The sequence below is a fragment of the Kribbella shirazensis genome (assembly GCF_011761605.1).
Lineage (GTDB): Bacteria > Actinomycetota > Actinomycetes > Propionibacteriales > Kribbellaceae > Kribbella > Kribbella shirazensis.
Map to the genome: position 1 here is coordinate 2,938,966 of NZ_JAASRO010000001.1, position 24,022 is coordinate 2,962,987.

Below are 24,022 nucleotides of genomic sequence, written 5' to 3' on the forward strand. Positions count from 1 at the left end.
CGAAGCGGTGTCCTTCGCGAGGTGTCCGGTGGTGGCTACGGCTTAGGGGCTGAGGTGGCTCGGATGTGGAGTTCGGTGCGGAGGGTGACCGTGGAGGGTGGGCGGCCGGGGGAGGTGGTGCGGTCCTTGAGGAGCATGCCGGCGGTGCGGCCCAGTTCGTAGGTGGGCTGGGCGACCGTGGTGAGGCTCGGGATGACCAGGTCGGCCCACGGGATGTCGTCGAAGCCGACGATCGCGATGTCGTCGGGTGCGCGCAGGCCCTTGCGGGCCAGGCATTCCAGGGCGCCGACGGTCATCAGGTTGTTGGTGACGAACAGCGCCTCGGGCGGATCCGCCAGTTCGAGCAGGCTTTCCATCGCGGCGTACCCACCGGCCTCGCGGAAGTCGGCGTGCCGCACCAGGTCCTTGTCGTACCGGATCCCGCCCGCCCGCAGCGCCGACCGGTACCCGGCGAGCCGGTCCATCGCGGTCGAGACCTTGCGCGGTCCGGTGATGCACGCGATCCGCCGGTACCCGCCGTCGATCAGATGCTTGACGCCCTCGAAGGCCCCGTGCTCGTTGTCCACCAGCACCGTGTCCGCCTCGACGCCCTCTACCCGGCGGTCGATCATCACGAGCGGGATCTTCGCGTCCGCGAGCAGCTGCACGCCCTCCGCGGTCGACGTCGGCGAGATCACCACGCCGGCCATCTGATCGGTCAGCACCGCCGTCGCGTACGCCGCTTCCTTCGCCGGATCCTCGTCGGAGTTGCAGAGGACGACGTGGTACCCCTCGGTCTGCGCCACGTCCTCGAGGCCGCGGACCAGCGAGGTGAAGAACGGGTTCTCGATGTCGGAGATGACCACGGCCCACAGGTTCGTCGACGACTTCCGCAGGTTCCGGGCGACGCCGTTCGGGCGGTACCCGAGCTCGGCGACCGCGGCCCGGACCTTCTCGGACAGCTCGGGGTCGACGTTGCGGCGGCCGCTCAGCACCCGTGACACCGTCGCCGGTGACACACCCGACCTACGCGCGACGTCGTAGATCGTCGTCATGCCCGCTCCCCGCTGGAGATCCGATGGTCGTTTGGATCGCACTCTAACTCCGATCCGAGCCAAAGGATCTCATGTCGCCGATTTCGCACCGTCCAGCAGTGCCACGGCCGCGGCCTGGGACGGTGCCGAGTCGGCGGCGCCGTTGACCGTGGTCGACAGGGCGCCGGCCGCGTTCGCCAGCCGTACGGCGTCCACCAGGTCGGCCCCGTTCGCGAGCGACGCGGCCAGTGAACCGCAGAACGCGTCCCCGGCCCCGACCGTGTCGACCGTGGCGACGTCGTGTGCGGCGATCCGTTCCTCGAACCCGCCGTCACGGTCCAGGACGTACGCACCGCGCGACCCGAGTGTCACCACACAGGCGCGGAGCCCCCAGTCCTCGGCGAGCTTCCGCGCGATCATCGGCACCTGCGACTCGTCGTCGCAGTCGAGCCCGGTCAACGCGGCCGCCTCCACCTCGTTCGGCACGAGGATGTCGACGTACGACGCCAGCGCCGGATCGACCGGTCCTACCGGCGCGGGTGTGAGGATCGTGGTGACGCCCGCGTCCGAGGCGAGCCGGAGGGCGGCGTGGCTCGCCTCGACCGGGAGCTCGAGCTGGACGCTGAGTACCTTGCTCGACGTCAGCACCTCACGAGCGGCCTCGACGTCGAGCGCGGTGATCGCGGCGTTCGCACGGGACACGATGATGATCGAGTTCCCGCCGTCGGGCAGTACCAGCGGCAGTCCGACGCCGGTCCCGAGCGACGGATGCCGCACCACCCACGAGGTGTCGACGCCGTTCGACGCGAGCAGTTCCAGGAACTCCTCGCCGTACCGGTCCTCGCCGATGGTCCCGACGATCGCGGTGCCGGCGCCCATCCGCGCCGCCGCGACCGCCTGGTTCACGCCCTTGCCGCCGAGGAACTCCGCGAACCCGGTCCCGTGCAGCGTCTCGCCCGGCAACGGCCGCCGCTCCGCCGACGCGACCAGGTCCTTCATGAACGACCCGAGCACACAGACATCCGTCATGCCTGGTCCTCCGAGAGACGCTTGCCCAGGGCACCGGACGGGTGGAACCGCGCGAAGTCGTGATGGCTGAATTCCCGCAGGACGACGAGAGCGCACGCCAGCGCGTCGCCCATCGCCAGCGAGGCCGTGGTCGACGCGGTCGGCGCCAGGTTCAGCGGATCAGCCTCGCGCAGCACCATCGTGTCCAGCGTGTACGTCGCCAGCTGTGCGAGCGTCGACTCCTCGCGACCGGTCATCGCGATCACCGGGATCCCGCTCTCGCGCAGCATCCGGGCGAACGCGCACACCTCGGCCGTCTCGCCGGATGCCGACAGCGCCAGCACCAGGTCGCGCGACGTCACCGCACCGGAGTCGCCGTGCAGGGCGTCACCGGAGTGGATGAACGTCGCCGGCGTACCGGTACTCGCCAACGTCGCGGCGATCTTCCGCCCGACCAGGCCGGACTTGCCGAGCCCGGTCACCACCAGGTGACCTTCGCAGCGGGCGACCGCGATCAACACGTCCAGAAAGACTCCGTCCAGGCGGTCGGCGAGCGCCGACACGGCCGCGGCCTCGGTCTCGATGGCGTCCCGCGCCGCCTGCAGCCCGCGCGCCACCAGGTCCCTGGACAGCTCGTCGGCCGTGCGGTGGGCGGACGCACGGTTCGGCACAACTGGCATCCCAGCGCCTCTCATCTCAGAAATCGATTTCCGCAGATTAGGCATCCGACCGAGGTGGTGTCAACGCCTGCAGTCAGGACGGAAACCCTGTGTGCACGCGGGAATCCCGGGACTTGATCACATCGTCACCGGCCCGGGCCTTGACCGGCCACGGCGTCACTCGTAGATTGCGAGAAATCGATTGCCCCTCGAAGCCCACGGCTAGGCCGTTCGAGAGAACCCCTGGAGCACCTGATGGCCGCAACACCCTTCCCTGCACGGCAGTTCAGCCGCCGGTCCGTCCTGCGCGGCGGCCTCGGCGCCCTCGCCGCCTCCGCGGCCGGCGTGCCGCTGCTGTCCGCCTGTGGCGGCAACTCCTCCGGCGGCGACGCCAAGGAGATGTCGTTCTGGAACTTCTACGGTCCGTCCGACGACCAAGGACCGCAGAGCAAGTGGTTCGTCGACACCGTCGAGGAGTGGAACAAGAACAACGACGTCAAGGTCAAGCTGCGGTACATCCCCGGCAAGGACTACCTGAACGGGACCACGCTGCAGACCGCGTTCCAGTCCGGTCAGGGCCCGGACATCTTCCTGATCAGCCCCGGCGACTTCCTCCGTTACTACAACGGCGGCGTACTGCAGGACCTCGGGTCCGCGCTGTCGGACGAGTCGAAGGCCGACTACCTGCCCGGTCTGCTCGAGGCGCGCAGCGTCGACGGCAAGGTCTACGGCCTGCCGATGGAGATCGAGCCGCTCGCGATGTACTACAGCGAGGCCGCGTTCGAGAAGGCCGGCCTGTCCGAGGCCGACCTGCCGAAGACCTGGGACCAGACCCTCGCGGTCGCGCAGAAGCTCACCAACGGCAAGCAGTACGGCGTGATGTTCGAGACGCAGCCGGGCTACTACCAGAACTTCACCTGGTACCCGTTCATGTGGCAGGGCGACGGCAACGCGATCAAGGACGGCAAGGTCGCGTTCGACTCGCCGGCGAGCGTGCAGGCGCTGAAGTTCTGGGGCGACACGATCAAGAACAAGGTCGCCCCGCGTAAGCCGCTCGGCGACGGCGGCGGTGACGTGGTGTCGAACCTCGGCTCCGGTGCGGTCGCGATGCAGCAGAGCGGCATCTGGGCGGTCGCCGACCTGCGCGCCAAGGCGAAGAACTTCAAGTACGGCATCATCCCGCACCCGACGCCGGACGGCGGCAAGCCGGCCACCGATCTCGGCGGCTGGGCGTTTGTCGCGAACTCCAAGGGCAAGAACCCGGAGGCGGCGGCCAAGTTCATCGCCTGGGCGCTCGGCTCGACCGACGCGGCCGGTGTCGAGCGGCAGCGGCAGTGGAACACCGTCGTGAAGACCAACGTCCCGCCGCGCAAGTCGGTGCAGCAGGCCGCGGACGCCAAGGGCGCGTTCGCCGAGGGCGCGCTGAAGAAGTTCGTCAGCGAGATCGCGCCGACCGGTAAGCCGGAGCCGCGGTTCCCACCGGAGGTGTACCAGCCGATCGCCGACGCGATCCAGGCCTGCCAGCTGAACGCGGCCGACCCGGCCAAGGCGGCGGCCGACGCGGCGGAGAAGATCGACACGTTCCTGAAGACCTACCAGGGCGCGCCGATCAGCTGATGGTGACGACAACAGCTCCCCCGTCCAAGCCACTGGTGAGGGCTTCGGCGAAACCCAAAGCAGGGATGACGAGAAGACGGCGCGAGGCGCTGGCGGCGTACGCCTTCCTCGCGCCGGACACCATCGGCCTGCTGGTGTTCGTGGCGATCCCGATGGTGCTCGCCTTCGGTGTGGCGTTCTTCAAGGTCGACGGCTTCGGCAACTACCAGTACGTCGGTCTGGCCAACTACAAGCTGATGGCCGGCGACGACCAGTTGTGGGCGTCGCTGAAGGTCACCGCGATGTACGTCGTCACGTTCGTGCCGATCGCGTTCGTGGTGAGTTTCGCGCTGGCCATGCTGGTGCGTAACCACTTCAAGGGCATCGGCTGGGTCCGCTCGGCGTTCTTCCTGCCGAACGTGGTCAGCCTGGTCGTCGTCGGCCTGATCTGGCAGTTCCTCCTGGTCGACAAGCGCGGCGCGCTGTCCAGGCTGCTCGCCCCGCTGGGTCTCGGTGACGTGTCCTTCCTGGGTACTCCGTCCCTTGCTCTCGGCACCTATGTGGTGATCAGCGTCTGGTTCCTGATGGGGTACCAGATGCTGGTCTTCCTGGCCGGCCTGAAGGACGTGCCGAAGGAACTCGAGGACGCCGCGTCGATCGACGGCGCGGGCCCGTGGCAACGGTTCCGGTACGTGATCTGGCCGCTGCTGCGCCCGACCAGCTTCTTCGTCGTGGTGAACTCGACGATCGGCGCGGTCACCGGCCTGCAGGCGTTCGACCTGGTCTTCGTACTCACCAAGGGCGGCCCGGCCCGCGCGACCAGCACCGTCGTGCTCTACATCTACGAGCAGGCGTTCACCTTCAACAACATGGGGTACGCCGCCGCGCTGACCACCGTGGTCGTGGCGATCCTCGTGGTCTGCACCGGCCTGATGTTCGGCTTCACCCGAGGAGGCCGGTTCGATGAGGATTAGATTCTTCCCGATCCTGGCGCATGTGCTGGCGCTGATCGCCGTAGCGCCGCTGCTGTGGATCCTGATCAGCGCGCTGAAGCCCGCCGAGGAGGTGTTCAACTTCGGCTGGCCGGCGCAGTGGACGCTGGACAACCTGCAGTACGTGCTGCTGAAGATCCCGATGCCGCGGTTCATGCTGAACTCGGCGATCGTGTCGGTGGCGGTCACCGTGATCGCACTGTTCTTCCACTCGATGGCGGCGTACGCGCTGGCCCGGCTGCGGTTCCCGGGGCGCGGGATCATCTTCTCCGGCATCATGTCGACGCTGCTGGTGTCGCTGCCGGTGATCCTGGTGCCGTTGTTCCTGGTGGCGAAGCAGCTGGGACTGCTGGACAGCTACGCCGGCCTGATCGTGCCGAGCATCTTCCACGCGTTCGGGATCTTCCTGCTCCGGCAGTACTACCTGAACATCCCGCGGGAGCTGGAGGAGGCGGCCGACCTGGACGGCTGCGGGTACTGGCGCCGGTACTGGAGCGTCATCCTGCCGCTCAGCCGGCCGGTGCTCGCGTCGTTGTCGGTGCTGTTCTTCCTGGCCAACTGGAACGCGTTCCTCTGGCCGCTGACCATCACCCGGAACCCGGACCTGCGCGTGATCCAGCTCGGCGTGTCCGGCATGCAGGGGCAGTACGCCTCCGCGTGGAACCTCATTCTCGCGGCCGCGGTGATCGCGGCCATTCCGACCGTCGTGGTGTTCGTCGCCGGCCAGAAACGCCTGGTCGACGCGATGAAGACGACCGGCCTCAAATAGCTGAAAGGCCAAGAAAGGCAACACTGTATGTACGGCGATTACGGAAGCAGCCTGCGCGATCTGCCCAGGCTGCGGGACTCCAAGCGGCGCAGGGCGTCCAGCTGGGACCGCACCGGCGGCAACGACGACCGGTTGACGATCCGTCCCGGTGAGACCGCGGTCCTGGCGAACATCGAAGGGCCGGGGTCGATCAACCACATCTGGTGCACCGTGGCGCGGGACAGCGCGTGGGGACCCGACGAGGTCGACGGCGACTACCTGCGCAAGCTGATCCTGCGGATCACCTGGGACGACTCGTCCCAGCCGAGTGTGCTGGTGCCGTTGGGCGACTTCTTCGGCGTCGGCCACGGGAAGACCGTCAACTTCGTCAGCGCACCGCTGCAGATGAGCCCGCAGGACGGCAAGGGGTTCAACTGCTGGTTCCACATGCCGTTCGCCTCCCGGGCACGTGTGGAGATCATCTCCGAGCTGTCCGCGGCACCGGTGTTCTTCTACTACTACATCGACTACGAGCTGTTCGACGGTGCGCAGGACGGGCTCGGCTACTTCCACGCGTCGTACAACCGGCAGAACCCGACGGACGGCGTACCGCAGGGCTCCGAGACGCTGCGGCAGTACCAGGTCGAGGGCACGAACCTGTCCGGTGACGGGAACTACGTCGTCCTCGACACCGAGGGCAAGGGGCACTACGTCGGTTGCGTGGTGAGCATCCGGAACCTGCGCGACTCGGCCGAGTGGAACTGGTACGGCGAGGGCGACGACATGATCTTCATCGACGGCGAGCCGTTCCCGCCGTCGCTGCACGGGACGGGGACCGAGGACTACTTCAACACCGCGTGGTGCCCGAGTGAGGCGTACTCCGCGCCGTACCACGGCATCACGCTGCCCGGCGGGTCCAACTGGAGCGGCGAGATCTCGCTGTACCGCTTCCACATCGAGGATCCGATCACGTTCTTCCGGTCCATCCGCGTGACCATCGAGCACGGGCACGCCAACAAGCGCAGCGACGACTGGTCGTCGGTGGCGTACTGGTACCAAACCCTGAAGGGATAGCTTCATGAAGCGTGGGGCCTTGCTTGCTGTCCTGCCGCTGGTCTTCGGAACGGCGACACTCCTGACCCAGTCCTCCGACTCCCAACCGCCTGCTGCCGCGTCGACCGCCATCGGTACGTCGCAGGTCGAGTCGAAGGGCATGCCCAGCCAGAGCGACGGCGACCTGTGGCCGTCGTGCTGGGCCGGCAACGACAAGCTGTACGCCGCGAACGGTGACGGCAAGGGATTCAGCCTCGACGGGGAGTTCGCCGACATCGCGGTCAACGAGATCACCGGTACGCCGGGAAACTTGTCCGGGGCAACGATCTCCAAGGGTGACCAGGTCGGATCGATCTGGAGCGGCGGCGGGTACAACCGGAAGCCGACGGGGATGGTGTGCGTCGGGGACACGATGTACCTCGCCGTTCAGGACCTGGCGCTGGACTTCAACGACGTACCGGCGGCGACGATCCTGAAGTCGACCGACCACGGGCGGACATGGACGTGGGACAAGTCGAAGCCGATGTTCTCCGATCATGTCTTCACGACGATCTGGTTCGCGGACTTCGGGCGCGGCGGCGCGCTGGCGCCGGACGGGTACGTGTACGCGTACGGGCTGGACGGGAACTGGCGGGACTCGTTCGACGACACGGTCGCCGATCCGCAGTCGATGTTCCTGGCGCGGGTGCCCAAGGACGAGGTACAGAACCGTGCTGCCTGGAAGTTCTACACCGGCTCGGGATGGTCCGCGAAGATCGCGGACCGCAAGCCGGTGCTGACCGACACGCGGCGGCTGTACGCGCAGACGTACGGCACGAACGCGTCGAACCTGAGCGTGATCAGCCAGGGCGGCGTCACGTATCTCGAGAAGCAGAAGCGCTATGTCTACACGTCGTGGACGGAGTACACCTTCGAGTTCTACGAGTCGCCGACGCCGTGGGGTCCGTGGAAGCACTTCCTGAGCAAGGACTTCGGCGGGTATCCGTGGTCGACGTCGAAGTACGGCGGGTACGGCGTGACGATCCCGTCGAAGTTCGTCCAGCCGGACGGTCGCACGATGTACGTCCAGGCGAACGTCTGCCCGTGTGGTGGCGGTGGGATCGGTACGTCGGTCTACAACTTCAACCTCCGCAAGCTGGTGCTCACCCCGTCCAGCGGTTCGCCGGCGGACAACCTGCCGGGTCCGGACAACCTGGCGGCGCCGTCGACGGGTGCGGTGGCGATCTCCAAGTCGACGCAGTCGGGCAGCCTCGCGCTGATGAACGACGGTGCTCGCACGGGGAGCGAGTCGGACTTCGACGACGAGGTGAAGGGCGCTTCGTGGTGGGGCTACGAGTGGCCAGCAAGGCACAAGGTGAACAACGTGCAGTTCACGTCCGGTGCGGTGTCGGCCGAGGGCGGGTACTTCACGGGACGGCCGCGGGTCCAGGTGAAGCGTGACGGGGCGTGGGTCGAGGTCGGTTCGCAGACCGTGTCACCGGCGTACCCGGGCGATGCGACGGCCGGCGCGAACACGACGTACACGATCACCTTCCCGACGCAGGAGACGGACGGGGTCCGGGTGATCGGTCTGCCCGGCGGGACGCGGTCGTACACGACGGTCTCCGAGCTCGCGGTGCGCTTCGTGCCGCAGCTGGCCGACGGCGGGTTCGAGGGCACGGGCGGCGGCAAGCCGGCGTGGCTCTTCGAAGGTACTGCGGCCAACGGCGTCGACCGCGGACTCGGCTTCGCCCACTCCGGTGCGAACAACGGCTGGATCCGCTGCACCTGCACGGGATGGAGCGCGCTGTACCAGAACGTGCCCGTCACGCCGGGTGCGACGTACACCTTCGGCTCGTGGGTCAACGCGTCCGCGAACCTGCCCGCCGACCAGGGCCGCTTCGGCGTCCGGGCCGGCACGAAGGACCTGGCGAGCAAGACGTTCGGCGCCGGCACCGGCTACGTCCACCACGAGGTCACGGTCAAGGTCCCCGAAGGCGTCCACGAACTGACCGTCTACGCCGGCTTCAACGCCCCGAACAAGGACACCTGGATCCAGGTGGACGACTTCACCGTCAACTGACCCCGCTTTCCGGAAAGAAATCGTCACATAGCGGCGATTTCTTTCCGGAAAGGTCATGGCCAGGGCAGGAGTTCTGGCGCCGGGCCTGTGATGGGGCCCGGTGCCGGGCGGCCGGCGTACCAGGCGGTGAGGTCGGTGATGGAGCCTTCGAGGGTGATGTCTTCGCCGGTGCCGTTGTCCCAGGTTGTGGTGGGGAACTGGAAGATCAGGTGGATGCCCTCGGGAGTGCGGGGGCGGAGGAAGTCGAGCAGGTGCAGGCAGAAGTCCTCGGACCAGGTGGCGGGCGTGATGCCGAGGTCGAGGTCCGTGGTGTGGACGGTGAGTTCGCGCCAGGTGGCTTGCAGGCCCGCTGAGAGGTTGCTGTTGCGGTGCAGGATCGGGAGCGGCCAATCGGTCGGGCCGACCTTGTCCCAGGCGGCGAGCAACGTGGTGACGGCCTGCGTCAGGTGGGACCTGAGCTCGTCGGCGGGGCGGTCGGCGCCGGCCTCGATCGCGGCGTCCCGTCCCGGGCGGCCGCCGTCGTACACCTCGATCAGGCGTCCCTGCAGCGCCTCCTCGACCTGGCGCGTCATCGCCTCGGAGAAGTTGGCGATGTGCGTGATCACATGACCGCGCGACCACCCGGGGAGAGCGGAGGCGCCGCGGGCGGTCGCGTCGTCCAGGTCCGCCGTCACGGCGAGCAGTTCGTCGGCCGTCGCGCGTACGTCGTTCAGGGCCACAGCAACTCCTTCGTCCAGGTGTCGTCCAGGCGGTATTGCAGTCGCAGGTGGCGGCGACCCGGGTCGGCCTGCCAGAACTCGACCTCGTCGGCGTGCAGCGTGTACAGCGTCCAGTTCGGCGCGACCAGGTCCGGGGTGGCTGCGATGCGGTCCTGCTGTTCCTTGACCGCGACGTCGATCTCGGCGCGATCCGTGAGTACTGCGCTCTGCCGGCCGACGAGCGCCTCCGCCCGGGCGGCGACGGGACGGGCCAGGAAGTCCTGCGCCGATTCCTCCGGCGCGGCGGGCCGGACTCGGCCTGTGACGCGGACCTGGCGACCGATCGGGATCCAGTAGAACGTGAGAGCGGCGTACGGCGAGGCGGCCAGCTCCTCGCCCTTGCGGCTGGTCGACGACGACGCGAACTGCCAGCCGTCGTCGGTCACGTTCTTCAGGATCAGCACGCGTGCGTTGGGCCGGCCGTCGGCGCGGACCGTCGAGAGCGTGGTGGCGCAGGGCTCGGGCACGTCCTGGTCGATCGCGCTCAGCAGCCAGTCGACGAACAGCTCGTGCGGGGTGTCGGGGGATCGCGCGGGATCCCAGTCGGGTGGGCTCCCGGTCAGCGTCGGCACGGCACGCAGCCGGCTGCGGAGGTCGGTCACCTTCGCGACCCTAGGCGATGGATTCACACGGCAGCAACTGGCTATCCCATTAGACTCGCCCCATGACCGCGCTTGCCCTGGCCCTCGCCACCACCATCAAGCACGACGGATACGGCGGCATCGCGGACCTCCTGTCGACGCCGGAGGAGGCGACCACCTGGCTGGTGGACCACGAGCACCTGGTCACCCACCTCCTCGGCCCCACCCACCCCGCCGCCCGGGGGTCGGGGAGGTTTGTGCGCCCGGATCGGCCAGAAATCGTCCCGGACAGGCCGGACACCGTCCTCCACGGCGAGCTGCTCCGCATGCGGCGGGCGGTGCGGGCGCTGTTCGCGCGGGCGGTGGCGCCTGGGCCGCCCAGCACGGCGGATGCTGATCGACTGATGGACGTGGACTCGGCGCTGCGCCTGGTCAACCGGGCGGCGCGCCGACTGGGGACCAGGGAACTGGAGTGGCCCGACGGCGGTGCACCGGTCACGCGCCGCGTGTCCCGCACGCAGGATCCTGTCGAGTTGCTGATCGGAGCCATCGGGCGGTCGACGATCGACTTCCTCACCGGCCCGGACCGCGAGCGCCTGCGGGCGTGTCCGGCGGCGCGGTGTGTGAAGTACTTCCTGCAGGACGATCCGCGGCAGACCTGGTGCTCGCCGGCCTGCGGGAACCGCGAGCGGGTGAACCGCCACTACCGGAAGCGGACGGCCGGATAGCCTGTGCGTCATGAGTACTGCGCGGTTCAAGGACCTCTGCGTCGACGTGGAGTCACCGAGTGAGATGGCTGCGTTCTGGGGCCGTGTCATCGGGCTGACCACACCCGCGGACAACCCGACCGTGCTGGTCGGCGACGCCCCGGAGCAGACCATCTGGATGTGCAAGGTCCCGGAGAAGAAGACGGTCAAGAACCGCGTCCACCTCGACGTACACACCGCCGCCATCGAGGACCTCGAGCACGCGGGCGCGACCGTGCAGACACCCGCGACCGACGAGCAGCACTGGACCGTCATGGCGGACCCCGAGGGCGGCGAGTTCTGCGGATTCGTCCGCGACACCGTGCCGGCGTACAGGCTGATGGAACTCGTCGTCGACTCGGCCGATCCGGAGGCGCAGGTGCGCTGGTGGGCGGACCTGGTCGGCGGCGAGGTCGCGAGTACACCAGGTAAGCCGTGGTACTGGCTCGAGAACGTTCCGGGCCTGCCGTTCAGGTACTGGGTCTTCGTCCCGGTCCCGGAGCCCAAGACGGTCAAGAACCGGGTGCACTGGGACGTCACCGCGCCCGCCCTGCAGCCGGTGCTCGACGCGGGCGCGACACTGCTCCGGCCCAAGGACGACGAGATCGGCTGGAACATCTGCGCCGACCCGGAAGGCAACGAGTTCTGCGTCTTCGTGACACCCGGGAAGGAAGCCTGATGGCGAAGCTGAACCTGTCCGCGTCCGCGTCCGACCTGACCGAGGCGCTGGTGAACATCTCCTCGGTCAGCGGTACGGAGGAGAAGCTCGCGGACAAGGTCGAGAAGGCGCTCTCGGCGTACCCGCACCTGAAGGTCTTCCGGCACGGGAACACCGTCGTCGCGCGCACCGACCTCGGCCGCGACGAGCGGGTCGTCCTCGCCGGGCATCTCGACACGGTCCCGCTGAACGGCAACCTCCCTGCCCGCCGCGCCGACGGCCTGATCCACGGCCTCGGCGCGTGCGACATGAAGGGCGGCGTGGCAGTCGCGCTCCGCCTGGCCGCCACCCTCGACGAGCCGAACCGCGACGTCACGTACATCTTCTACGACTGCGAGGAGATCGAGGCCGAGCGGAACGGTCTGTTCAAACTGACCCGCTCCAACCCCGAGTTGCTCGAAGGCGTGTTCGCGGTCGTACTGGAGCCGTCGAACGCGGTCGTCGAGGCCGGCTGCCAGGGCACGATGCGGATCGAGGTCACCACCCGCGGCGAACGCGCGCATTCGGCCCGCTCCTGGATGGGCAGCAACGCGATCCACGCCGCGGGCGACGTGCTCGCGCGCCTGGCGGCGTACGAGCCACGGCGGGTGCCGATCGACGGCCTCGAGTACCGCGAAGGGCTCAACGCGGTCGCCGTCACGGGCGGTGTGGCCGGCAACGTCGTACCGGATCTGTGCACCGTCACGATCAACTACCGCTTCGCGCCGAACCGGTCCGAGGCGGAGGCCGAGGCCCATCTGCGGGAGGTCTTCGAGGGGTACGACGTGACCGTCACGGACTCCGCCCCGGGCGGGCTGCCCGGACTGGGCCGGCCGGCCGCGGCGGCGTTCTTGCAGGTGGTGGGGGGAGAGCCGCAGCCGAAGTTCGGGTGGACGGACGTGGCGCGGTTCACGCTGCTCGGCGTACCGGCGGTGAACTACGGGCCGGGGGACCCGCTGTACGCGCACAAGCAGGACGAGTTCGTGCCCGAAGTGGAGATCGAGCTGTGTGAACAGCGGCTGAGGACTTGGTTGACAGACCGCGCCTAGCCAGGCCCGATTACCGCTCAGGCAATAACCTGGGGGCATGTCAGAACCATCGATCCACCCCGACCGTCCGGTCGGCCAGCAGCAGCGCGGGCCGATCGTGATGCGGCGCAAGCAGGTGCAGCAGTCCACGTCCGAGCAGCGGCTGCTGGACAGCCGCGGGCCGTCGGACTGGGTGCACACCGATCCCTGGCGGGTGCTGCGGATCCAGTCGGAGTTCATCGAGGGATTCGGCATGCTGGCCGAACTCGGGGCGGCGATCAGCGTCTTCGGGTCGGCGCGGACCAAGCAGGACGACCCGATGTACGTCGCCGCCGAGGAGTTCGGGCGGAAGCTGGTCGAGGCCGGGTACGCCGTCATCACCGGCGGCGGGCCGGGGGTGATGGAGGCCGCGAACAAGGGCGCGTCCGAGGCCGGCGGCGTGTCGGTCGGGCTCGGCATCGAGCTGCCCTTCGAGAACGGCCTCAACGAGTGGGTCGACATCGGGATGAACTTCCGGTACTTCTTCACCCGGAAGACGATGTTCGTGAAGTACGCCCAGGGGTTCGTGGTGATGCCGGGCGGGTTCGGCACGCTGGACGAGCTGTTCGAGGCGCTCACACTGGCGCAGACGCGGAAGGTCACGTCGTTCCCGGTCGTGCTGTTCGGTACGTCGTACTGGGGCGGCCTGGTCGACTGGCTGCGGACGACGATGCTCGAGGACGGCAAGATCTCGGCCGCCGACCTGGACATGTTCATCGTCACCGACGACGTCGACGAGGCGATCAGCTACATCATGAAGGCCGGTGAACTGGCCGACGCCGCGGCCGAGGAAGCCGCCGAGGAAGCCGCCCGCGACGTCGGCGAAGCGAGCACCCCGGCATCCCGCGCCCGCCGCCTCGGCTCGGACGGAAGCTGAAAACTCTGGGTGATTGTGCGGTTGACTCGCCGGGCATGGCACGATCGGTCCCGTGATGTGGTTCTTCGGGCTGATCGTGGTGCTGTTGATCGGGGCTGTCGCGGTAGTGGCCTCGGGGCGTTGGGGTGCCATGAGTACGGCGTACGACGACCGGCCCGACATGACCGTGCCGGCGCGGCAGGCGCTCACCGCGACCGATATCGAGTCGGCGCGGTTCGCGGTCGGGGTGCGCGGCTACCGGATGGACGAGGTCGACTCGCTGCTCGAACGTGTCGCGAAGGAGGTCGCCGAACGCGACCGCCGGATCGCGGACCTGGAGCGTGCGGTCGCCCCGATCGTCGACTCGCCCGAGGGCCACGGCTTCACGTCGGCGCCGTACGACCCCGCCGAGTTCGAGGACACCGGCACCCAGCCGCCGATCCTGGTCGGCGGAGAGTTCCCCGAGCCTGAGCCCGCGGACCAGTCGAACGACCCCACACCCGAACCACCCGCCACCGACACACCCCAGCCCAGCGAGGACCCGGCCAGTCAGGCCGGAGCGAACGCGCCCCAGCCCGGCGCCGACACGCCCGCTGACCCCGACGCAGGCACCCAGTCCGGCGCAGGCACTCAGTCCGGCGCAGGCACTCAGTCCGGCGCAGGCACTCAGTCCGGCGCAGGCACTCAGTCCGGCGCAGGCACTCAGTCCGGCGCAGGCACCCAGCCCGACGCGGACACCCAGTCCGGTGCAGGCACCCAGTCGGGCGTAGGCACTCAGTCGGGCGCGGGCACTCAGTCGGGCGCGGGCACTCAGTCCGGCGCGGGGACAACTCAGCCGGGTGCGGTGACGGACGCTCAGTCCGGTGCGGGCATGGGCGCTCAGCATGGTGCGGACGCGCCGCAGCCTGGTGTTGAGGCGACTCAGCCGGGTGCGGGCGCCGGCGCTGAGTCTGGCGAGGGCTCGGGTGCTCGGCCCGGTGCGGGATCCGCGGGTCAGCCTGGCGCGGGATCGGTTGGTCAGTCCGGCGCAGGTCCGGTCGCTCACTCCGGCGCGGTTGCCGGGCCCGGCGCGTGGGGTGCTGAGGACGAGCCGGCGACGTCGGAGTTGCCGTCCGCGAGTCGTGCGGCCGCCGACGAGTACGAGCGTCTGCAGGCCGAGGCCCGCGCCGTACTCGAGGCCCAGTCCCAACCCGTCACTCCTCGCCGCACCCCGGCCCCGTACCAGCCGGCCCCCACCCAGCAGCCCCAGCAAGAGCCCCAGCAAGCGCCGACGCGAGAGCAGCCGCCCCAGGCCTCCGACCAGCCGTCCGGCGCCTCGGCCCCGCTGACCCCAGCCCAGCAGTACGACGCGCTCGTCAACAGCCAGCGTCCGCCGGAGCAGCCGGCACCTCAGCAGCCCGAGCAGGCTGCCGTGGACGTCCAGCAGGCAGCCACCCACTGGACGGCTCAGCCGGCGCCCGCATCGCACACGGAAGGTGCCGACACGCACCCGACAACTGCACCAGCCCCACAGCAGCAGCCTGGTGAGCCGCAGCAGTCGGAGCAGGCCCAGCAGCAAACCCAACCGAGCCAGCAGAGCCAGCAGGCCCAGCAGGAGAGCCAGCAGAGCCAGCAGAGCCAGCAGGGTGGGCAGACGGAGCGGTCGGGTGACCCGGCGGCTAACGGAGCGACGAACGGGTCAGCGAACGGCTCGGCCGGGGATGAGGAAGGGTGGCGGTTCTGGCCGCCGGCGGATCAGCAGGGCGAAGGAACCTATCAGCGACCCAGCTGATGGCCACCCCAAGGAGCTGTCACGCGGAGGCGTCGGTCTGGTTGTCGCTGGCGCCTGACAACGCGTGGGACGTGGTGATGGACTGGGATCGGCAGTCCCGCTGGATGCTGTTCACCCGCGTCTGGGCGACCGCGAACGGCGGCACGGGCATCGGCGGCGGGGTCGCCGCGCGGACTTCTGTCGGTGGCGTCGGGTTCACTGACCACATGGTCATCACCCACTGGGATCCACCACGCGAGTGCACGGTGAAACACCTCGGCAAGATCGTCCGCGGCACCGGCACGTTCGCCATCGAGCCGGCCAGCTCCACGGCAGCGTCCTCGGCGCCTGCCGGAAGCGGCTTCACCTGGTCCGAGGATGTCGTCCCGCCGTTCGGGCGGGTCGGTGTGTTCGTCTGGCCGGTGGTCCGGCCGGTGTTCGAGGCGATGATGCGGATCTCGTTGCGGCGGCTGGTCAGGGAGGTCGGGGCATGAGCGATGTCGGACCGGACGGTGTCGTGCGGTGCGGCTGGGCGACCTCCGCGCCGGAGTACGTGGAGTATCACGACAACGAGTGGGGCAAGGAGATCCGCGACGACGTCGGGCTGTTCGAGCGGATGACGCTCGAGGGGTTCCAGTCGGGGCTGTCCTGGATCACGATCCTGCGGAAGCGGGAGAACTTCCGCGCCGCGTTCGCGCACTTCGACCCCGAGGTGATCGCGAAGTACGACGAGGCCGACTTCGAGCGCCTGATGGCCGACACCGGCATCGTCCGGAACCGGTTGAAGATCAACGCCACGATCTCCAACGCCCGCGCGCTGCTCGAGCTCGCGCCCGGTGAGTTCACCGAGTTGCTCTGGTCGTTCCGGCCCGCGAAGCACAAGGCGCCGCGGACGCTCGCCGACGTACCGGCCACGACGCCGGAGTCCGTGGCCATGTCGAAGACGCTGAAGAAGAAGGGTTTCGTGTTCGTCGGACCCACCACGGCGTACGCGTTGATGCAGGCCACCGGCATCGTGAACGACCACTTGAAGACCTGTATAGCCCGGTAAATCTCGTGCACGTGCAGGTGCCTTTTGCATATGCAAAAGGAACTTTGCCGAAAACAAAAGACAAACGGCTGAACGAGTTGTGTTCCGGCCACTGAACGTGATGAGGTGTTCAGCGGGCTCCCCGACTGTCAGGTGGTTGTCCGGCCGTGACTCGCCCGGCCGGAACGCGGTCGTGGAGCCCACCAAACGTTCTAGGGCAGGGTATTCGGGCCGTCAGAGGTGAAGCGCGTGCGGAACACATCGGTCCCGGTGAGGCCGCTCAGCTGGGTGCCGTCCGGCGTCACGGTGAGGTACAGGTTCGCTTCGGCGTAGGCATCCGCCGCGTCGTCGTCCGCCGTACCGAACTGCCGCGTCCAGCTGCGCGTGCGATCCGCCGAGTACTTCGCCAGTACGCCGTCGAACTTTCCCGAGCGGACTCTCCAACGCACCATCCGTGAAGCCCCCGACGCACACCGCACCGCCCGCATCCACCGCTCATCCCGCCGAGGTACACCGATCCGCCCGACACCGCGACCGCCATGACCTTGTCCTCGCCCGCACTCCCGGTCTGCTGCAGCCACACCTGCTTCCCGTCCACAGCGAGCCGCGCGACGAACACGTCCTTGTCGCCCAGGTTCGCGCCGCCCAACGCACCCTTCGTGTAACCGCCGACGTACACCGCCGTCCCGTCAACGGCCACCGAGTAGCTGCGATCCGCAACCTCTGGTACGCCGAACTGCGTCACCCACCGCCGATTCCCAGCAGCGTCGTACTGCGCGACGAACGCGTCGTCCGTGGTGTTGCCCGCGTGCGTCCCGTCCAGATCGCCGTTCGTGGAGCCGGTGACCACGACCCGCCCGTCGGCGTCGACCGCGACGCCGTACGCGCGCTCCGTCCCGCTCGTTCCCAGCGTCCGCGTCCACTCCCGCGACCGGTCGGCCCGGTACTTCGTCAGCGCGACATCCGTCCCGCCCGCGTACGGCTGCCCGTCCAGCGCACCCGCCGCCGCGACCGCTGATAAACGTTGCCTGAGGCATCAGTAGCGATCCCGCCGTCGACGACCCGGAACTCCGACGTCAGGTTCGGCACCCGCGCCGCCTGGTTGAACACCACGTCCGCCTCGAAGTCGAGATCGTGGGTGGCGTCGATCGCCTTCGGGTTCTTGTACTCGTCGTCGCCGACCGCGATGTAGAGATGCGACCGCAGCCCGCTCGCGGCGAACGACTTCAGCGCCGTCGGCCAGTTGAGCTTCAGGTACGTCGCCTCGACGAACGGGTCCTTGCCCTTGCCGAAGGCACCGAAATCGCGCGTGCTGGAGTCGCTCGGCGGCAACGGGACGTACACCGCCGGGCTGAGCACGATCCCGGCGCCGAACACGCCCGGCTGCTCCACGGTGCGTCCGGCATGAGCGCGATCGCCGGCGGGTAGCGCGCGTGGATTCGTCGTACCCTGTAATCGCTTACGTAAACGATTACAAGAGCCGGCTCACCGGCCGTTGAACGTGGGCTTCTGCTTTGCGACGAAGGAGGCGACCGCGTTCTGGTGGTCCTCGGTGTCCCCGGTGAGCTGCATCTGGCCGGCCTCGAACACGAGAGACTCGGCCAGCGTGTGGCTCGCCGAGTAGCCGAGCGACCGGCGCACACCGCCGTACGCGACCGTCGGTCCGGCGGCCAGTTTGGTGGCGAGCTCAGCAACTGTGAGCTCGAGGTCGGCGGCGGGTACCACGGTGGTGGCGAGGCCGAGATCGAGGGCCTCCGGAGCCGGGATCGTCCGCGGGAAGTAGAGCAGTTCGAGCGCCTTCGCGTGTCCGATCAGCCGGGGGAGCGTCCACGAAATGCCCGTGTCGCAGGACAGTGCGATGCCGGTGAACGCGAGGTTGAAGCCGGCGGTGTCCGCCACGATCCGGAAGTCGCACGCGAACGCCATCGACGCGCCCGCCCCGGCCGCCACGCCGTTCACCGCCGCGATCACCGGCTTCGGCATCTCGGCGAGCGCCAGCGCGATCGGCGCGAAGTGGTCCGGCACCGTGCTCCACAGCGCATCGTGGTCGTTGGCCTGCAGCAGCCCGATGTGCTCCTTCAGGTCCTGGCCGACGCAGAACGCCCGCCCGGTCCCGGTCAGTACGACGACCCGTACGTCCGGATCGTCCGCGGCGGCCCGGACGGTGTCACGGAGCAGCACCTTTGTCGGCGTGTCGAGCGCGTTCATCGCGTCCGGCCGGTTCAGCGTGATGGTCGCGATGCCCGCGGAGACGGCGTACGTGACGGAATCACTCATCGTGGTCCACTCCTTGACGGTCAGTGAGATTTTCGATGCCGAGTCAGGCATTTGGTCAGGTAGGTGTGAGGCAACTGTCGACGAAACGCCCGGCCGCGGGGCCCAGACGTTCGGCGTGGAAATCGAAGAACGCGGCCGCCTTCGTCCCGGCCCAGTCCTGCGGCAACAGCTCGGCCGGCAGCCCCGGGTCCCGGAACAGGAACTTCCGCCATTCGTGCACCAGCTCGGACCGGACGGCGAACGCCTGCTCGTCTCCGGTGTCCGGGCCCGCGTCGTCGACGAGTGCCTTCGCCTCGATCAGCCAGGCGTCGTACGACGCGCCGAGCTCGTCGAGTTTCCAGACCCGCCGGGCGAACGCCGGCGCCCCGTCGTCGACCGGCGCCCGGAACCGGTCCGCGGCGATGCCCTCCATCTCGAGGATCTGGTCAACCTCGGCGTCGTTGCGCAGCCCGACCCACGCGCCGTCGGACAGCGGAGCCCAACCCAGGAAGGAGAGTTGGCTCGCCAGCTGCTCTCGGCGGCGGGCGTTCGGGACCTCGCGGAGGATGCCCAGATGCCAGTGCCGGTCCCAGTCGTCCGGGCCCTCGGAACCGGCCGCCATCGGGGTACCGTCCGGGGCGGTGCGGTAGATCCGGGCGGCCGCGTCGTCGAGCCGGCGACGCGCCCGGGAGGTCAATGCGTATCCGGGCTGGCCGTCGATCCGGACCGGCTCCAGCCAGCCCTGCCGGACCATCCGGGACACGGCCGTCCGGACCGCCGGCGGATGGACTCCGAGCGGCGCCAGCAGCCGGACGAGGGCCGCGACCGGGGCCTGCGCACCTCGCGCGCGCAGGTGGTCGCCGTACAGGTCGAAGAGGGCTGAACGGGCGTGCACAAGACTCGAGTCTGCCGTATGGTGCACGGCTCTGGCCTGTGATCGGGAATAATGGGGGCTGACACACACCGATACACACTGCGATACGCGCCGACGGCGCATCACCGCAACGGCGCCGGCGACGGTTCCCCGCGCGGTGTCGTCGCTCAACACCGACACTGGGAAGGGGTGCGCGCATGGCGGCGATGAAGCCGCGGACGGGCGATGGTCCGCTCGAGGTCACCAAGGAGGGCCGCGGGATCGTGATGCGGGTTCCGCTCGAGGGCGGCGGTCGGCTCGTGGTCGAGCTCAACGCCGACGAAGCGACCGAGCTCGGCAACGCACTGAAGGCCGTCGTCGGCTGACCACATCCTCCGGGGGTGTTCCGCGCCCCACACGGCGTGTCTCCCGAGACACGCCGTTGCCCATCACCTCGACCCCGGTGGGTGCCCTTTCCGGCACCGGCCGGGGTCGTTACGGTTTGCTGTGCCTGAAACCAGCCCGCATTTGATCAAACAGTGAGGTCCTTCTAGTGGCTCGCCGTAGCAGTTCGTCTCCTTTCCCCAGTCTTCCGGCCGTCACCTGGCAGCCCGGTCTGCCGGTGCACGGGTCGTCGACGTGGGTCGTCGTCGCCGGCGAGGACGGTCTGCCGGCCGCCGCGAAGGAGGCCGGGGAGCGCCTCGGTGTCGACCTCGACCGGCTGCTGGAGGTGCAGCGCGCGACCGGGTTCAGTCCGTCCGCCGGCGCCACCACGGCGTACCCGCTGCTGACCGGTGACGTGACCGAGATCCTGCTGGTCGGGGCCGGCGACGGCAGCGCGAAGGACCTGCGACACGCCGGGGCGGCGATCGCGCGGTTCGGCCGCGGGAAGGACGAGCTGACCACTGTCGTTGCCGAGGGCATCGACGACGCGGCGCTCCAGGCGTTCGCCGAGGGCATCGTGCTCGGCTCGTTCTCGTACACGCAGAAGACGGTCGATGCCGGCAAACCCGCGGTCGGTGCCGTCACGCTGACCGACGGGTCGGAGGCCGAGCGCCAGCCGGTGCTCGACCGCGGCGTCGTGGTCGGGCGGACCGGCTGGCTGGCCCGGCAGTTCGCGATCACCCCGTCGAACGAGAAGGACCCGTCCTGGCTGGCTGCGCGCGCGACCGAGGTGGCCGCGGCGACGGGTCTCGTGGCGACGGTGTGGGACGAGAAGAAGCTCGCCGCCGACGGGTTCGGCGGCATCCTCGCGGTCGGCCAGGGGTCGGCCCGGCCGCCGCGGCTGATCCGGCTGGACTACGCACCGGCCGGTGCCACCAAGAAGACGCCGTACGTCGTCCTCGTCGGCAAGGGCATTACCTACGACACCGGCGGCCTGTCGCTGAAGCCGCGCGAGGGCATGGTGCCGATGAAGCGCGACATGACCGGCGGCGGCTCGGTCATCGCCACGATGTCCGCCCTGCGTGACCTCGGCGCGAACGTCCGCGTGACCGGCCTGATCTGCGCTGCGGAGAACATGCCGTCCGGTTCGGCGTACCGCCCGGACGACGTGATCCGGCACTTCGGCGGCCGCACCACCGAGGTGAAGAACACCGACGCCGAGGGCCGGCTGGTGCTCGCGGACGGGCTCGCGTACGCCGTGCAGGAGCTCAAACCGGACGTCCTCGTCGACATCGCCACGCTCACCGGCGCGATCAAGGTCTCGCTCGGCGCGATGCTGTACGGCGGAATGTTCGCCACCGACGACGCGCTGGCGGACAACCTCGCGGACGCCGGCCGGGTGTCCGGTGAGGAACTGTGGCGGATGCCGCTCCCGGCCGAGTACGAGGAGCTGATCTCCACGCCGATCGCGGACTCGGTGAACAGCTCGAAGGGCCCCGGCTCCATCACCGCCGCCCTGTTCCTGAAGGCCTTCGCCGGCGACATCCCGTGGGCGCACCTCGACCTGTCGTCGATCGCGGAGTCCCCGTCCGACCGCTTCGAGTACTCCGTCGGCGCGACCGGCGCCGGCGCCCGCCTCCTCACCACCTGGCTCACCGCCGACACCCCAACCGCGGGCATCGGAGCGTAGACAGCCCTCGGCCCCGCCTTACCCCGCTCCACACCTGCCTCTCGTGGGTTGACGTCCGAGATGCAGGGTTTGGGACCCGGATCCCGGACGCAAACCCTGCATCTGGTGGGTCGACCCACGAGAGGGTTATCCACAGGTAGCGGTACTGGGGAGGCGGGCAAGGGGTGGTGGAGTTGATGCTGGTCGGGTGAATCCTCGACTGAAGGCAATCGCGGCCGGGCAGGGCGGCGTGGTCAGCAGGGCTCAGGCGAGGTACGCCGGGTACACCCGGGAGCAGATCGCCCGTCGTCTGACGGACGGGCGTTGGGAGCGGGTGCGGTACGGGCAGTACGCCGAGCGCTCGGACCTGAGCGATGTGCCGGCCTGGGAGCGCCACGTCCTCCATCACCGGCGCCTGGTTCATGCTGCGATGAACTCGATGCGCCCCGGGTCCGCAGTCGTGAGCCACCACTCCGCGCTCGTCATGCATGGAGTGCCGGTCTGGAAGGTGGATCTGTCCGAGGTTCAACTGACACGTACGTCGGGTGGCCGGAGCGGACCGAAGACCGGTGTGCGTCACCACCGGTCAAGACTGGCCGCCGTGGATGTGACGAACGTTGCTGGGCTCCCCGTGACGGCGTTGACCCGCGCCGTGGTCGAGGTCGCGGCGACGTGCACCTTCGAAGCGGCGGTGGTCAGTGCCGACGCGGCGTTCCGGCGACCGGAGGTGAGCGAGGACGACCTGCGGCGACTGCGCGAGGTCACGCACAACTGGCCCGGTGGACCCACGATTCGCGCGGTGCTCGACTTCACCGACTCGCTGGCCGAGTCCGTCGGTGAGAGCCGCTTGCGCGTCCTCATCCACAACGAGGGCTTGCCGAAGCCCGTGCTCCAGGCGGAGTTCGTCGATGCCGATGGATTTGTTGGCCGAGTGGATCTCTACTTCCCCGAGTACAACACGGTCGTCGAGTTCGACGGCCTGGTGAAGTACGGCGAGGCGACGCGCGAGGCCCTGATCGGCGAGAAGTTGCGGGAGGACAGGCTCCGGGCCCTGGGGCTCGAGGTCGTTCGACTCACCTGGGCCGATCTCGATCATCCGGCCCGTACGGCGCTGCGCATCCGGCAGGCGTTCGCCCGAGCACGCCGTACCCCGCTCGCCGGCTGACATCACTCCCGACCAGCACCCCGACCGCTCCGTGGACTTTGGTGGGTTGACGTCCGAGATGCAGGGTTTGCGGCCGGGATCTCGGGCGCAAACCCTGCATCTGGCGGGTGGACCCACGAGATGCGAGAGGGTGCAACCACGAAGCTACGTCAGGGGGCGATCGCGTCTAGTTCGGTGACTGCGTCGGGTGGGAGGAGCAGGTCGCGGGCGGCGATGTTCTCGCGGAGGTGGGTGAGTGAGGACGTGCCGGGGATGACGACGCTCGTCGTGGAGCGCTGGAGGAGCCAGGCGAGGGCGACCTGCTGGGGTGTGGCGCCGAGGCGGGCGGCGACCTTCTGCAGCGTCTCGGACTGGAGCGGGGTGAATCCGCCGAGCGGGAAGAACGACGCGAAGGCGATGGTGTGCTCGGCGCAGTACTCGACGATGTCGTCGTCCTGGCGGTTCACCAGGTTGTAGAGGTTCTGGACGGTCACGATCGGGGCGATGGCCTGCGCCTCGCGGATCTGCGGGATCGTGACGCTGCTCAGGCCGAGATGCTTGATCAGGCCCTCCTGCTGCAGCTCGGCCAGGGTGGTGAAGGCCTCGGCGATCGACTCCTCGCTACGGCCTTCGTTCGCCATGCTGCGGAGGTTGACCACGTCGAGGACGTCGAGGCCCAGGTGCTCGAGGTTCCCGTGGACCTGCGCCTTGAGCTCGACCGGTGTCTGCGCGGGGAGCCACGAGGCGTCGTCGCCGCGGCGGGCGCCGACCTTGGTGACCAGGTGCAGGTCGGCCGGGTACGGGTGCAGGGCCTCCTTGATGATCTCGTTGACCACGGTCGGTCCGTAGAAGTCGCTGGTGTCGATATGCGTGACGCCGAGGTCGACGGCCTCCCGCAGTACGGCGATCGCCTGGTCGCGGTCCTTCGGCGGTCCGAAGACACCGGGGCCGGCCAGCTGCATCGCGCCGTACCCCATCCGGGTGATGGTCAGGTCCTCGGCGAGGGTGATGGTTGAGTTCGTCATGTCTCCACTGTTCGTCGGCGTGCACCGGACAGGGAGTGCCCCGCTGTTCCTGGTAGTGACAGGACACAGGCTGCG

The 24,022-nt window shown here is 68.9% G+C and carries 25 protein-coding genes and 1 pseudogene; 15 read left to right on the forward strand and 11 right to left on the reverse strand.

The window, feature by feature from the left end; translation table 11 throughout:
* Positions 1–35: 35 nt before the first annotated feature.
* The 3 genes from BJY22_RS14525 to BJY22_RS14535 all read right to left on the reverse strand — a co-directional run bounded on the left by BJY22_RS14525 (position 36) and on the right by BJY22_RS14535 (position 2,701).
* Positions 36–1,034 carry a LacI family DNA-binding transcriptional regulator gene (locus BJY22_RS14525; RefSeq protein ID WP_167207081.1) on the reverse strand — a complete coding sequence of 333 codons (999 nt, stop codon included), beginning with the start codon at positions 1,032–1,034 and terminating at the stop codon, positions 36–38.
* 69 nt (positions 1,035–1,103) lie between these two features.
* Positions 1,104–2,042, reverse strand: a complete 939-nt coding sequence (locus BJY22_RS14530; protein WP_167207083.1) for a ribokinase — start codon at positions 2,040–2,042, stop codon at positions 1,104–1,106.
* Positions 2,039–2,701, reverse strand: coding sequence for a KpsF/GutQ family sugar-phosphate isomerase (locus tag BJY22_RS14535; protein ID WP_202891113.1), 663 nt, complete (start codon positions 2,699–2,701; stop codon positions 2,039–2,041). The genes BJY22_RS14530 and BJY22_RS14535 overlap by 4 nt, the downstream gene beginning before the upstream one ends.
* 234 nt (positions 2,702–2,935) lie before the next feature.
* Here BJY22_RS14535 and BJY22_RS14540 point away from each other — a divergent pair, with 234 nt between their 5' ends.
* The 5 genes from BJY22_RS14540 (at position 2,936) to BJY22_RS14560 (ending at position 9,131) form a co-directional block, all read left to right on the forward strand.
* The gene (locus BJY22_RS14540; RefSeq protein ID WP_167207085.1) at positions 2,936–4,297 is read left to right on the forward strand and encodes an ABC transporter substrate-binding protein; all 1,362 of its coding nucleotides are present in this window, start codon (positions 2,936–2,938) and stop codon (positions 4,295–4,297) included.
* 65 nt (positions 4,298–4,362) lie between these two features.
* Entirely contained in the window at positions 4,363–5,250 is an 888-nt protein-coding gene (locus BJY22_RS14545) for a carbohydrate ABC transporter permease (protein WP_202891114.1), read from the forward strand.
* On the forward strand, positions 5,240–6,037 hold the full coding sequence (locus BJY22_RS14550) for a carbohydrate ABC transporter permease (protein WP_167207089.1): 798 nt from the start codon (positions 5,240–5,242) through the stop codon (positions 6,035–6,037). Before BJY22_RS14545 ends, BJY22_RS14550 begins: the two co-directional genes overlap by 11 nt.
* Before the next feature lie 27 nt (positions 6,038–6,064).
* Entirely contained in the window at positions 6,065–7,090 is a 1,026-nt protein-coding gene (locus BJY22_RS14555) for a glycoside hydrolase family 172 protein (protein ID WP_167207091.1), read from the forward strand.
* A 4-nt stretch (positions 7,091–7,094) separates the two neighbouring features.
* Entirely contained in the window at positions 7,095–9,131 is a 2,037-nt protein-coding gene (locus BJY22_RS14560; RefSeq protein WP_167207093.1) for a DUF4185 domain-containing protein, read from the forward strand.
* A 53-nt stretch (positions 9,132–9,184) separates the two neighbouring features.
* Here the strand turns inward: BJY22_RS14560 and BJY22_RS14565 are convergent, their stop codons facing one another.
* Both BJY22_RS14565 and BJY22_RS14570 read right to left on the reverse strand, forming a co-directional pair.
* Positions 9,185–9,850, reverse strand: a complete 666-nt coding sequence (locus BJY22_RS14565) for a maleylpyruvate isomerase family mycothiol-dependent enzyme (protein ID WP_167207096.1) — start codon at positions 9,848–9,850, stop codon at positions 9,185–9,187.
* Entirely contained in the window at positions 9,841–10,491 is a 651-nt protein-coding gene (locus tag BJY22_RS14570) for a pyridoxal 5'-phosphate synthase (protein ID WP_167207098.1), read from the reverse strand. The genes BJY22_RS14565 and BJY22_RS14570 overlap by 10 nt, the downstream gene beginning before the upstream one ends.
* 62 nt (positions 10,492–10,553) lie before the next feature.
* On the opposite strand from BJY22_RS14570, the gene BJY22_RS14575 reads away from it, so the two are divergent.
* Genes BJY22_RS14575 through BJY22_RS14605 form a run of 7 tightly spaced genes read left to right on the forward strand, consistent with a single transcriptional unit; the run spans position 10,554 to position 16,637 of the window.
* Entirely contained in the window at positions 10,554–11,198 is a 645-nt protein-coding gene (locus BJY22_RS14575) for a CGNR zinc finger domain-containing protein (RefSeq protein ID WP_167207100.1), read from the forward strand.
* A 10-nt stretch (positions 11,199–11,208) separates the two neighbouring features.
* Complete coding sequence (locus tag BJY22_RS14580) at positions 11,209–11,895, forward strand: VOC family protein (RefSeq protein ID WP_167207102.1); 687 nt, start codon at positions 11,209–11,211, stop codon at positions 11,893–11,895.
* Positions 11,895–12,962 carry a succinyl-diaminopimelate desuccinylase gene (gene dapE / locus BJY22_RS14585; RefSeq protein ID WP_167207104.1) on the forward strand — a complete coding sequence of 356 codons (1,068 nt, stop codon included), beginning with the start codon at positions 11,895–11,897 and terminating at the stop codon, positions 12,960–12,962. Before BJY22_RS14580 ends, dapE begins: the two co-directional genes overlap by 1 nt.
* A gap of 37 nt (positions 12,963–12,999) precedes the next feature.
* Positions 13,000–13,857 (forward strand): LOG family protein, encoded by an 858-nt coding sequence (locus BJY22_RS14590; RefSeq protein ID WP_167207106.1) that lies wholly within the window; start codon positions 13,000–13,002, stop codon positions 13,855–13,857.
* Between the two features lie 55 nt (positions 13,858–13,912).
* On the forward strand, positions 13,913–15,607 hold the full coding sequence (locus tag BJY22_RS14595) for a DivIVA domain-containing protein (protein ID WP_238350978.1): 1,695 nt from the start codon (positions 13,913–13,915) through the stop codon (positions 15,605–15,607).
* On the forward strand, positions 15,607–16,080 hold the full coding sequence (locus BJY22_RS14600; RefSeq protein ID WP_167207111.1) for an SRPBCC family protein: 474 nt from the start codon (positions 15,607–15,609) through the stop codon (positions 16,078–16,080). Before BJY22_RS14595 ends, BJY22_RS14600 begins: the two co-directional genes overlap by 1 nt.
* Positions 16,077–16,637, forward strand: a complete 561-nt coding sequence (locus BJY22_RS14605) for a DNA-3-methyladenine glycosylase I (RefSeq protein WP_167207113.1) — start codon at positions 16,077–16,079, stop codon at positions 16,635–16,637. The genes BJY22_RS14600 and BJY22_RS14605 overlap by 4 nt, the downstream gene beginning before the upstream one ends.
* A 191-nt stretch (positions 16,638–16,828) precedes the next feature.
* Here the strand turns inward: BJY22_RS14605 and BJY22_RS41645 are convergent, their stop codons facing one another.
* From BJY22_RS41645 to BJY22_RS14625, 5 genes and pseudogenes are all read right to left on the reverse strand, one after another.
* Complete coding sequence (locus BJY22_RS41645; protein ID WP_238350362.1) at positions 16,829–17,068, reverse strand: hypothetical protein; 240 nt, start codon at positions 17,066–17,068, stop codon at positions 16,829–16,831.
* Between the two features lie 380 nt (positions 17,069–17,448).
* Positions 17,449–17,610: pseudogene (locus tag BJY22_RS43290) on the reverse strand (hypothetical protein); the annotation flags it as partial.
* Complete coding sequence (locus BJY22_RS14615; RefSeq protein WP_167207115.1) at positions 17,568–18,008, reverse strand: hypothetical protein; 441 nt, start codon at positions 18,006–18,008, stop codon at positions 17,568–17,570. The pseudogene BJY22_RS43290 and the gene BJY22_RS14615, both read right to left, overlap by 43 nt.
* 93 nt (positions 18,009–18,101) lie before the next feature.
* Positions 18,102–18,893 (reverse strand): enoyl-CoA hydratase/isomerase family protein, encoded by a 792-nt coding sequence (locus tag BJY22_RS14620; RefSeq protein WP_167207117.1) that lies wholly within the window; start codon positions 18,891–18,893, stop codon positions 18,102–18,104.
* 55 nt (positions 18,894–18,948) lie between these two features.
* Entirely contained in the window at positions 18,949–19,767 is an 819-nt protein-coding gene (locus BJY22_RS14625; protein WP_167207119.1) for a PaaX family transcriptional regulator C-terminal domain-containing protein, read from the reverse strand.
* Between the two features lie 176 nt (positions 19,768–19,943).
* On the opposite strand from BJY22_RS14625, the gene BJY22_RS14630 reads away from it, so the two are divergent.
* From BJY22_RS14630 to BJY22_RS14640, 3 genes are all read left to right on the forward strand, one after another.
* The gene (locus BJY22_RS14630) at positions 19,944–20,111 is read left to right on the forward strand and encodes a DUF3117 domain-containing protein (protein WP_012923066.1); all 168 of its coding nucleotides are present in this window, start codon (positions 19,944–19,946) and stop codon (positions 20,109–20,111) included.
* A gap of 167 nt (positions 20,112–20,278) precedes the next feature.
* Positions 20,279–21,799: a M17 family peptidase N-terminal domain-containing protein gene (locus BJY22_RS14635; protein ID WP_167207121.1), complete on the forward strand. Its 1,521-nt coding sequence runs from the start codon at positions 20,279–20,281 to the stop codon at positions 21,797–21,799.
* A gap of 187 nt (positions 21,800–21,986) precedes the next feature.
* Positions 21,987–22,943 (forward strand): type IV toxin-antitoxin system AbiEi family antitoxin domain-containing protein, encoded by a 957-nt coding sequence (locus BJY22_RS14640; protein ID WP_167207123.1) that lies wholly within the window; start codon positions 21,987–21,989, stop codon positions 22,941–22,943.
* A 149-nt stretch (positions 22,944–23,092) separates the two neighbouring features.
* Here BJY22_RS14640 and BJY22_RS14645 read toward each other — a convergent pair whose 3' ends face one another.
* The gene (locus BJY22_RS14645; protein WP_167207125.1) at positions 23,093–23,947 is read right to left on the reverse strand and encodes an oxidoreductase; all 855 of its coding nucleotides are present in this window, start codon (positions 23,945–23,947) and stop codon (positions 23,093–23,095) included.
* Positions 23,948–24,022 lie beyond the last annotated feature (75 nt).

Bases quoted from the DNA above. Each gene is read 5' to 3' on its own strand.
- BJY22_RS14525 (WP_167207081.1), bottom strand. From the start codon at position 1,034: ATGACGACGATCTACGACGTCGCGCGTAGGTCGGGTGTGTCACCGGCG.
- BJY22_RS14530 (WP_167207083.1), bottom strand. From the start codon at position 2,042: ATGACGGATGTCTGTGTGCTCGGGTCGTTCATGAAGGACCTGGTCGCG.
- BJY22_RS14535 (WP_202891113.1), bottom strand. From the start codon at position 2,701: ATGCCAGTTGTGCCGAACCGTGCGTCCGCCCACCGCACGGCCGACGAG.
- BJY22_RS14540 (WP_167207085.1), top strand. From the start codon at position 2,936: ATGGCCGCAACACCCTTCCCTGCACGGCAGTTCAGCCGCCGGTCCGTC.
- BJY22_RS14545 (WP_202891114.1), top strand. From the start codon at position 4,363: ATGACGAGAAGACGGCGCGAGGCGCTGGCGGCGTACGCCTTCCTCGCG.
- BJY22_RS14550 (WP_167207089.1), top strand. From the start codon at position 5,240: ATGAGGATTAGATTCTTCCCGATCCTGGCGCATGTGCTGGCGCTGATC.
- BJY22_RS14555 (WP_167207091.1), top strand. From the start codon at position 6,065: ATGTACGGCGATTACGGAAGCAGCCTGCGCGATCTGCCCAGGCTGCGG.
- BJY22_RS14560 (WP_167207093.1), top strand. From the start codon at position 7,095: ATGAAGCGTGGGGCCTTGCTTGCTGTCCTGCCGCTGGTCTTCGGAACG.
- BJY22_RS14575 (WP_167207100.1), top strand. From the start codon at position 10,554: ATGACCGCGCTTGCCCTGGCCCTCGCCACCACCATCAAGCACGACGGA.
- BJY22_RS14580 (WP_167207102.1), top strand. From the start codon at position 11,209: ATGAGTACTGCGCGGTTCAAGGACCTCTGCGTCGACGTGGAGTCACCG.
- dapE (WP_167207104.1), top strand. From the start codon at position 11,895: ATGGCGAAGCTGAACCTGTCCGCGTCCGCGTCCGACCTGACCGAGGCG.
- BJY22_RS14590 (WP_167207106.1), top strand. From the start codon at position 13,000: ATGTCAGAACCATCGATCCACCCCGACCGTCCGGTCGGCCAGCAGCAG.
- BJY22_RS14595 (WP_238350978.1), top strand. From the start codon at position 13,913: ATGTGGTTCTTCGGGCTGATCGTGGTGCTGTTGATCGGGGCTGTCGCG.
- BJY22_RS14600 (WP_167207111.1), top strand. From the start codon at position 15,607: ATGGCCACCCCAAGGAGCTGTCACGCGGAGGCGTCGGTCTGGTTGTCG.
- BJY22_RS14605 (WP_167207113.1), top strand. From the start codon at position 16,077: ATGAGCGATGTCGGACCGGACGGTGTCGTGCGGTGCGGCTGGGCGACC.
- BJY22_RS41645 (WP_238350362.1), bottom strand. From the start codon at position 17,068: ATGGTGCGTTGGAGAGTCCGCTCGGGAAAGTTCGACGGCGTACTGGCG.
- BJY22_RS14620 (WP_167207117.1), bottom strand. From the start codon at position 18,893: ATGAGTGATTCCGTCACGTACGCCGTCTCCGCGGGCATCGCGACCATC.
- BJY22_RS14630 (WP_012923066.1), top strand. From the start codon at position 19,944: ATGGCGGCGATGAAGCCGCGGACGGGCGATGGTCCGCTCGAGGTCACC.
- BJY22_RS14645 (WP_167207125.1), bottom strand. From the start codon at position 23,947: ATGACGAACTCAACCATCACCCTCGCCGAGGACCTGACCATCACCCGG.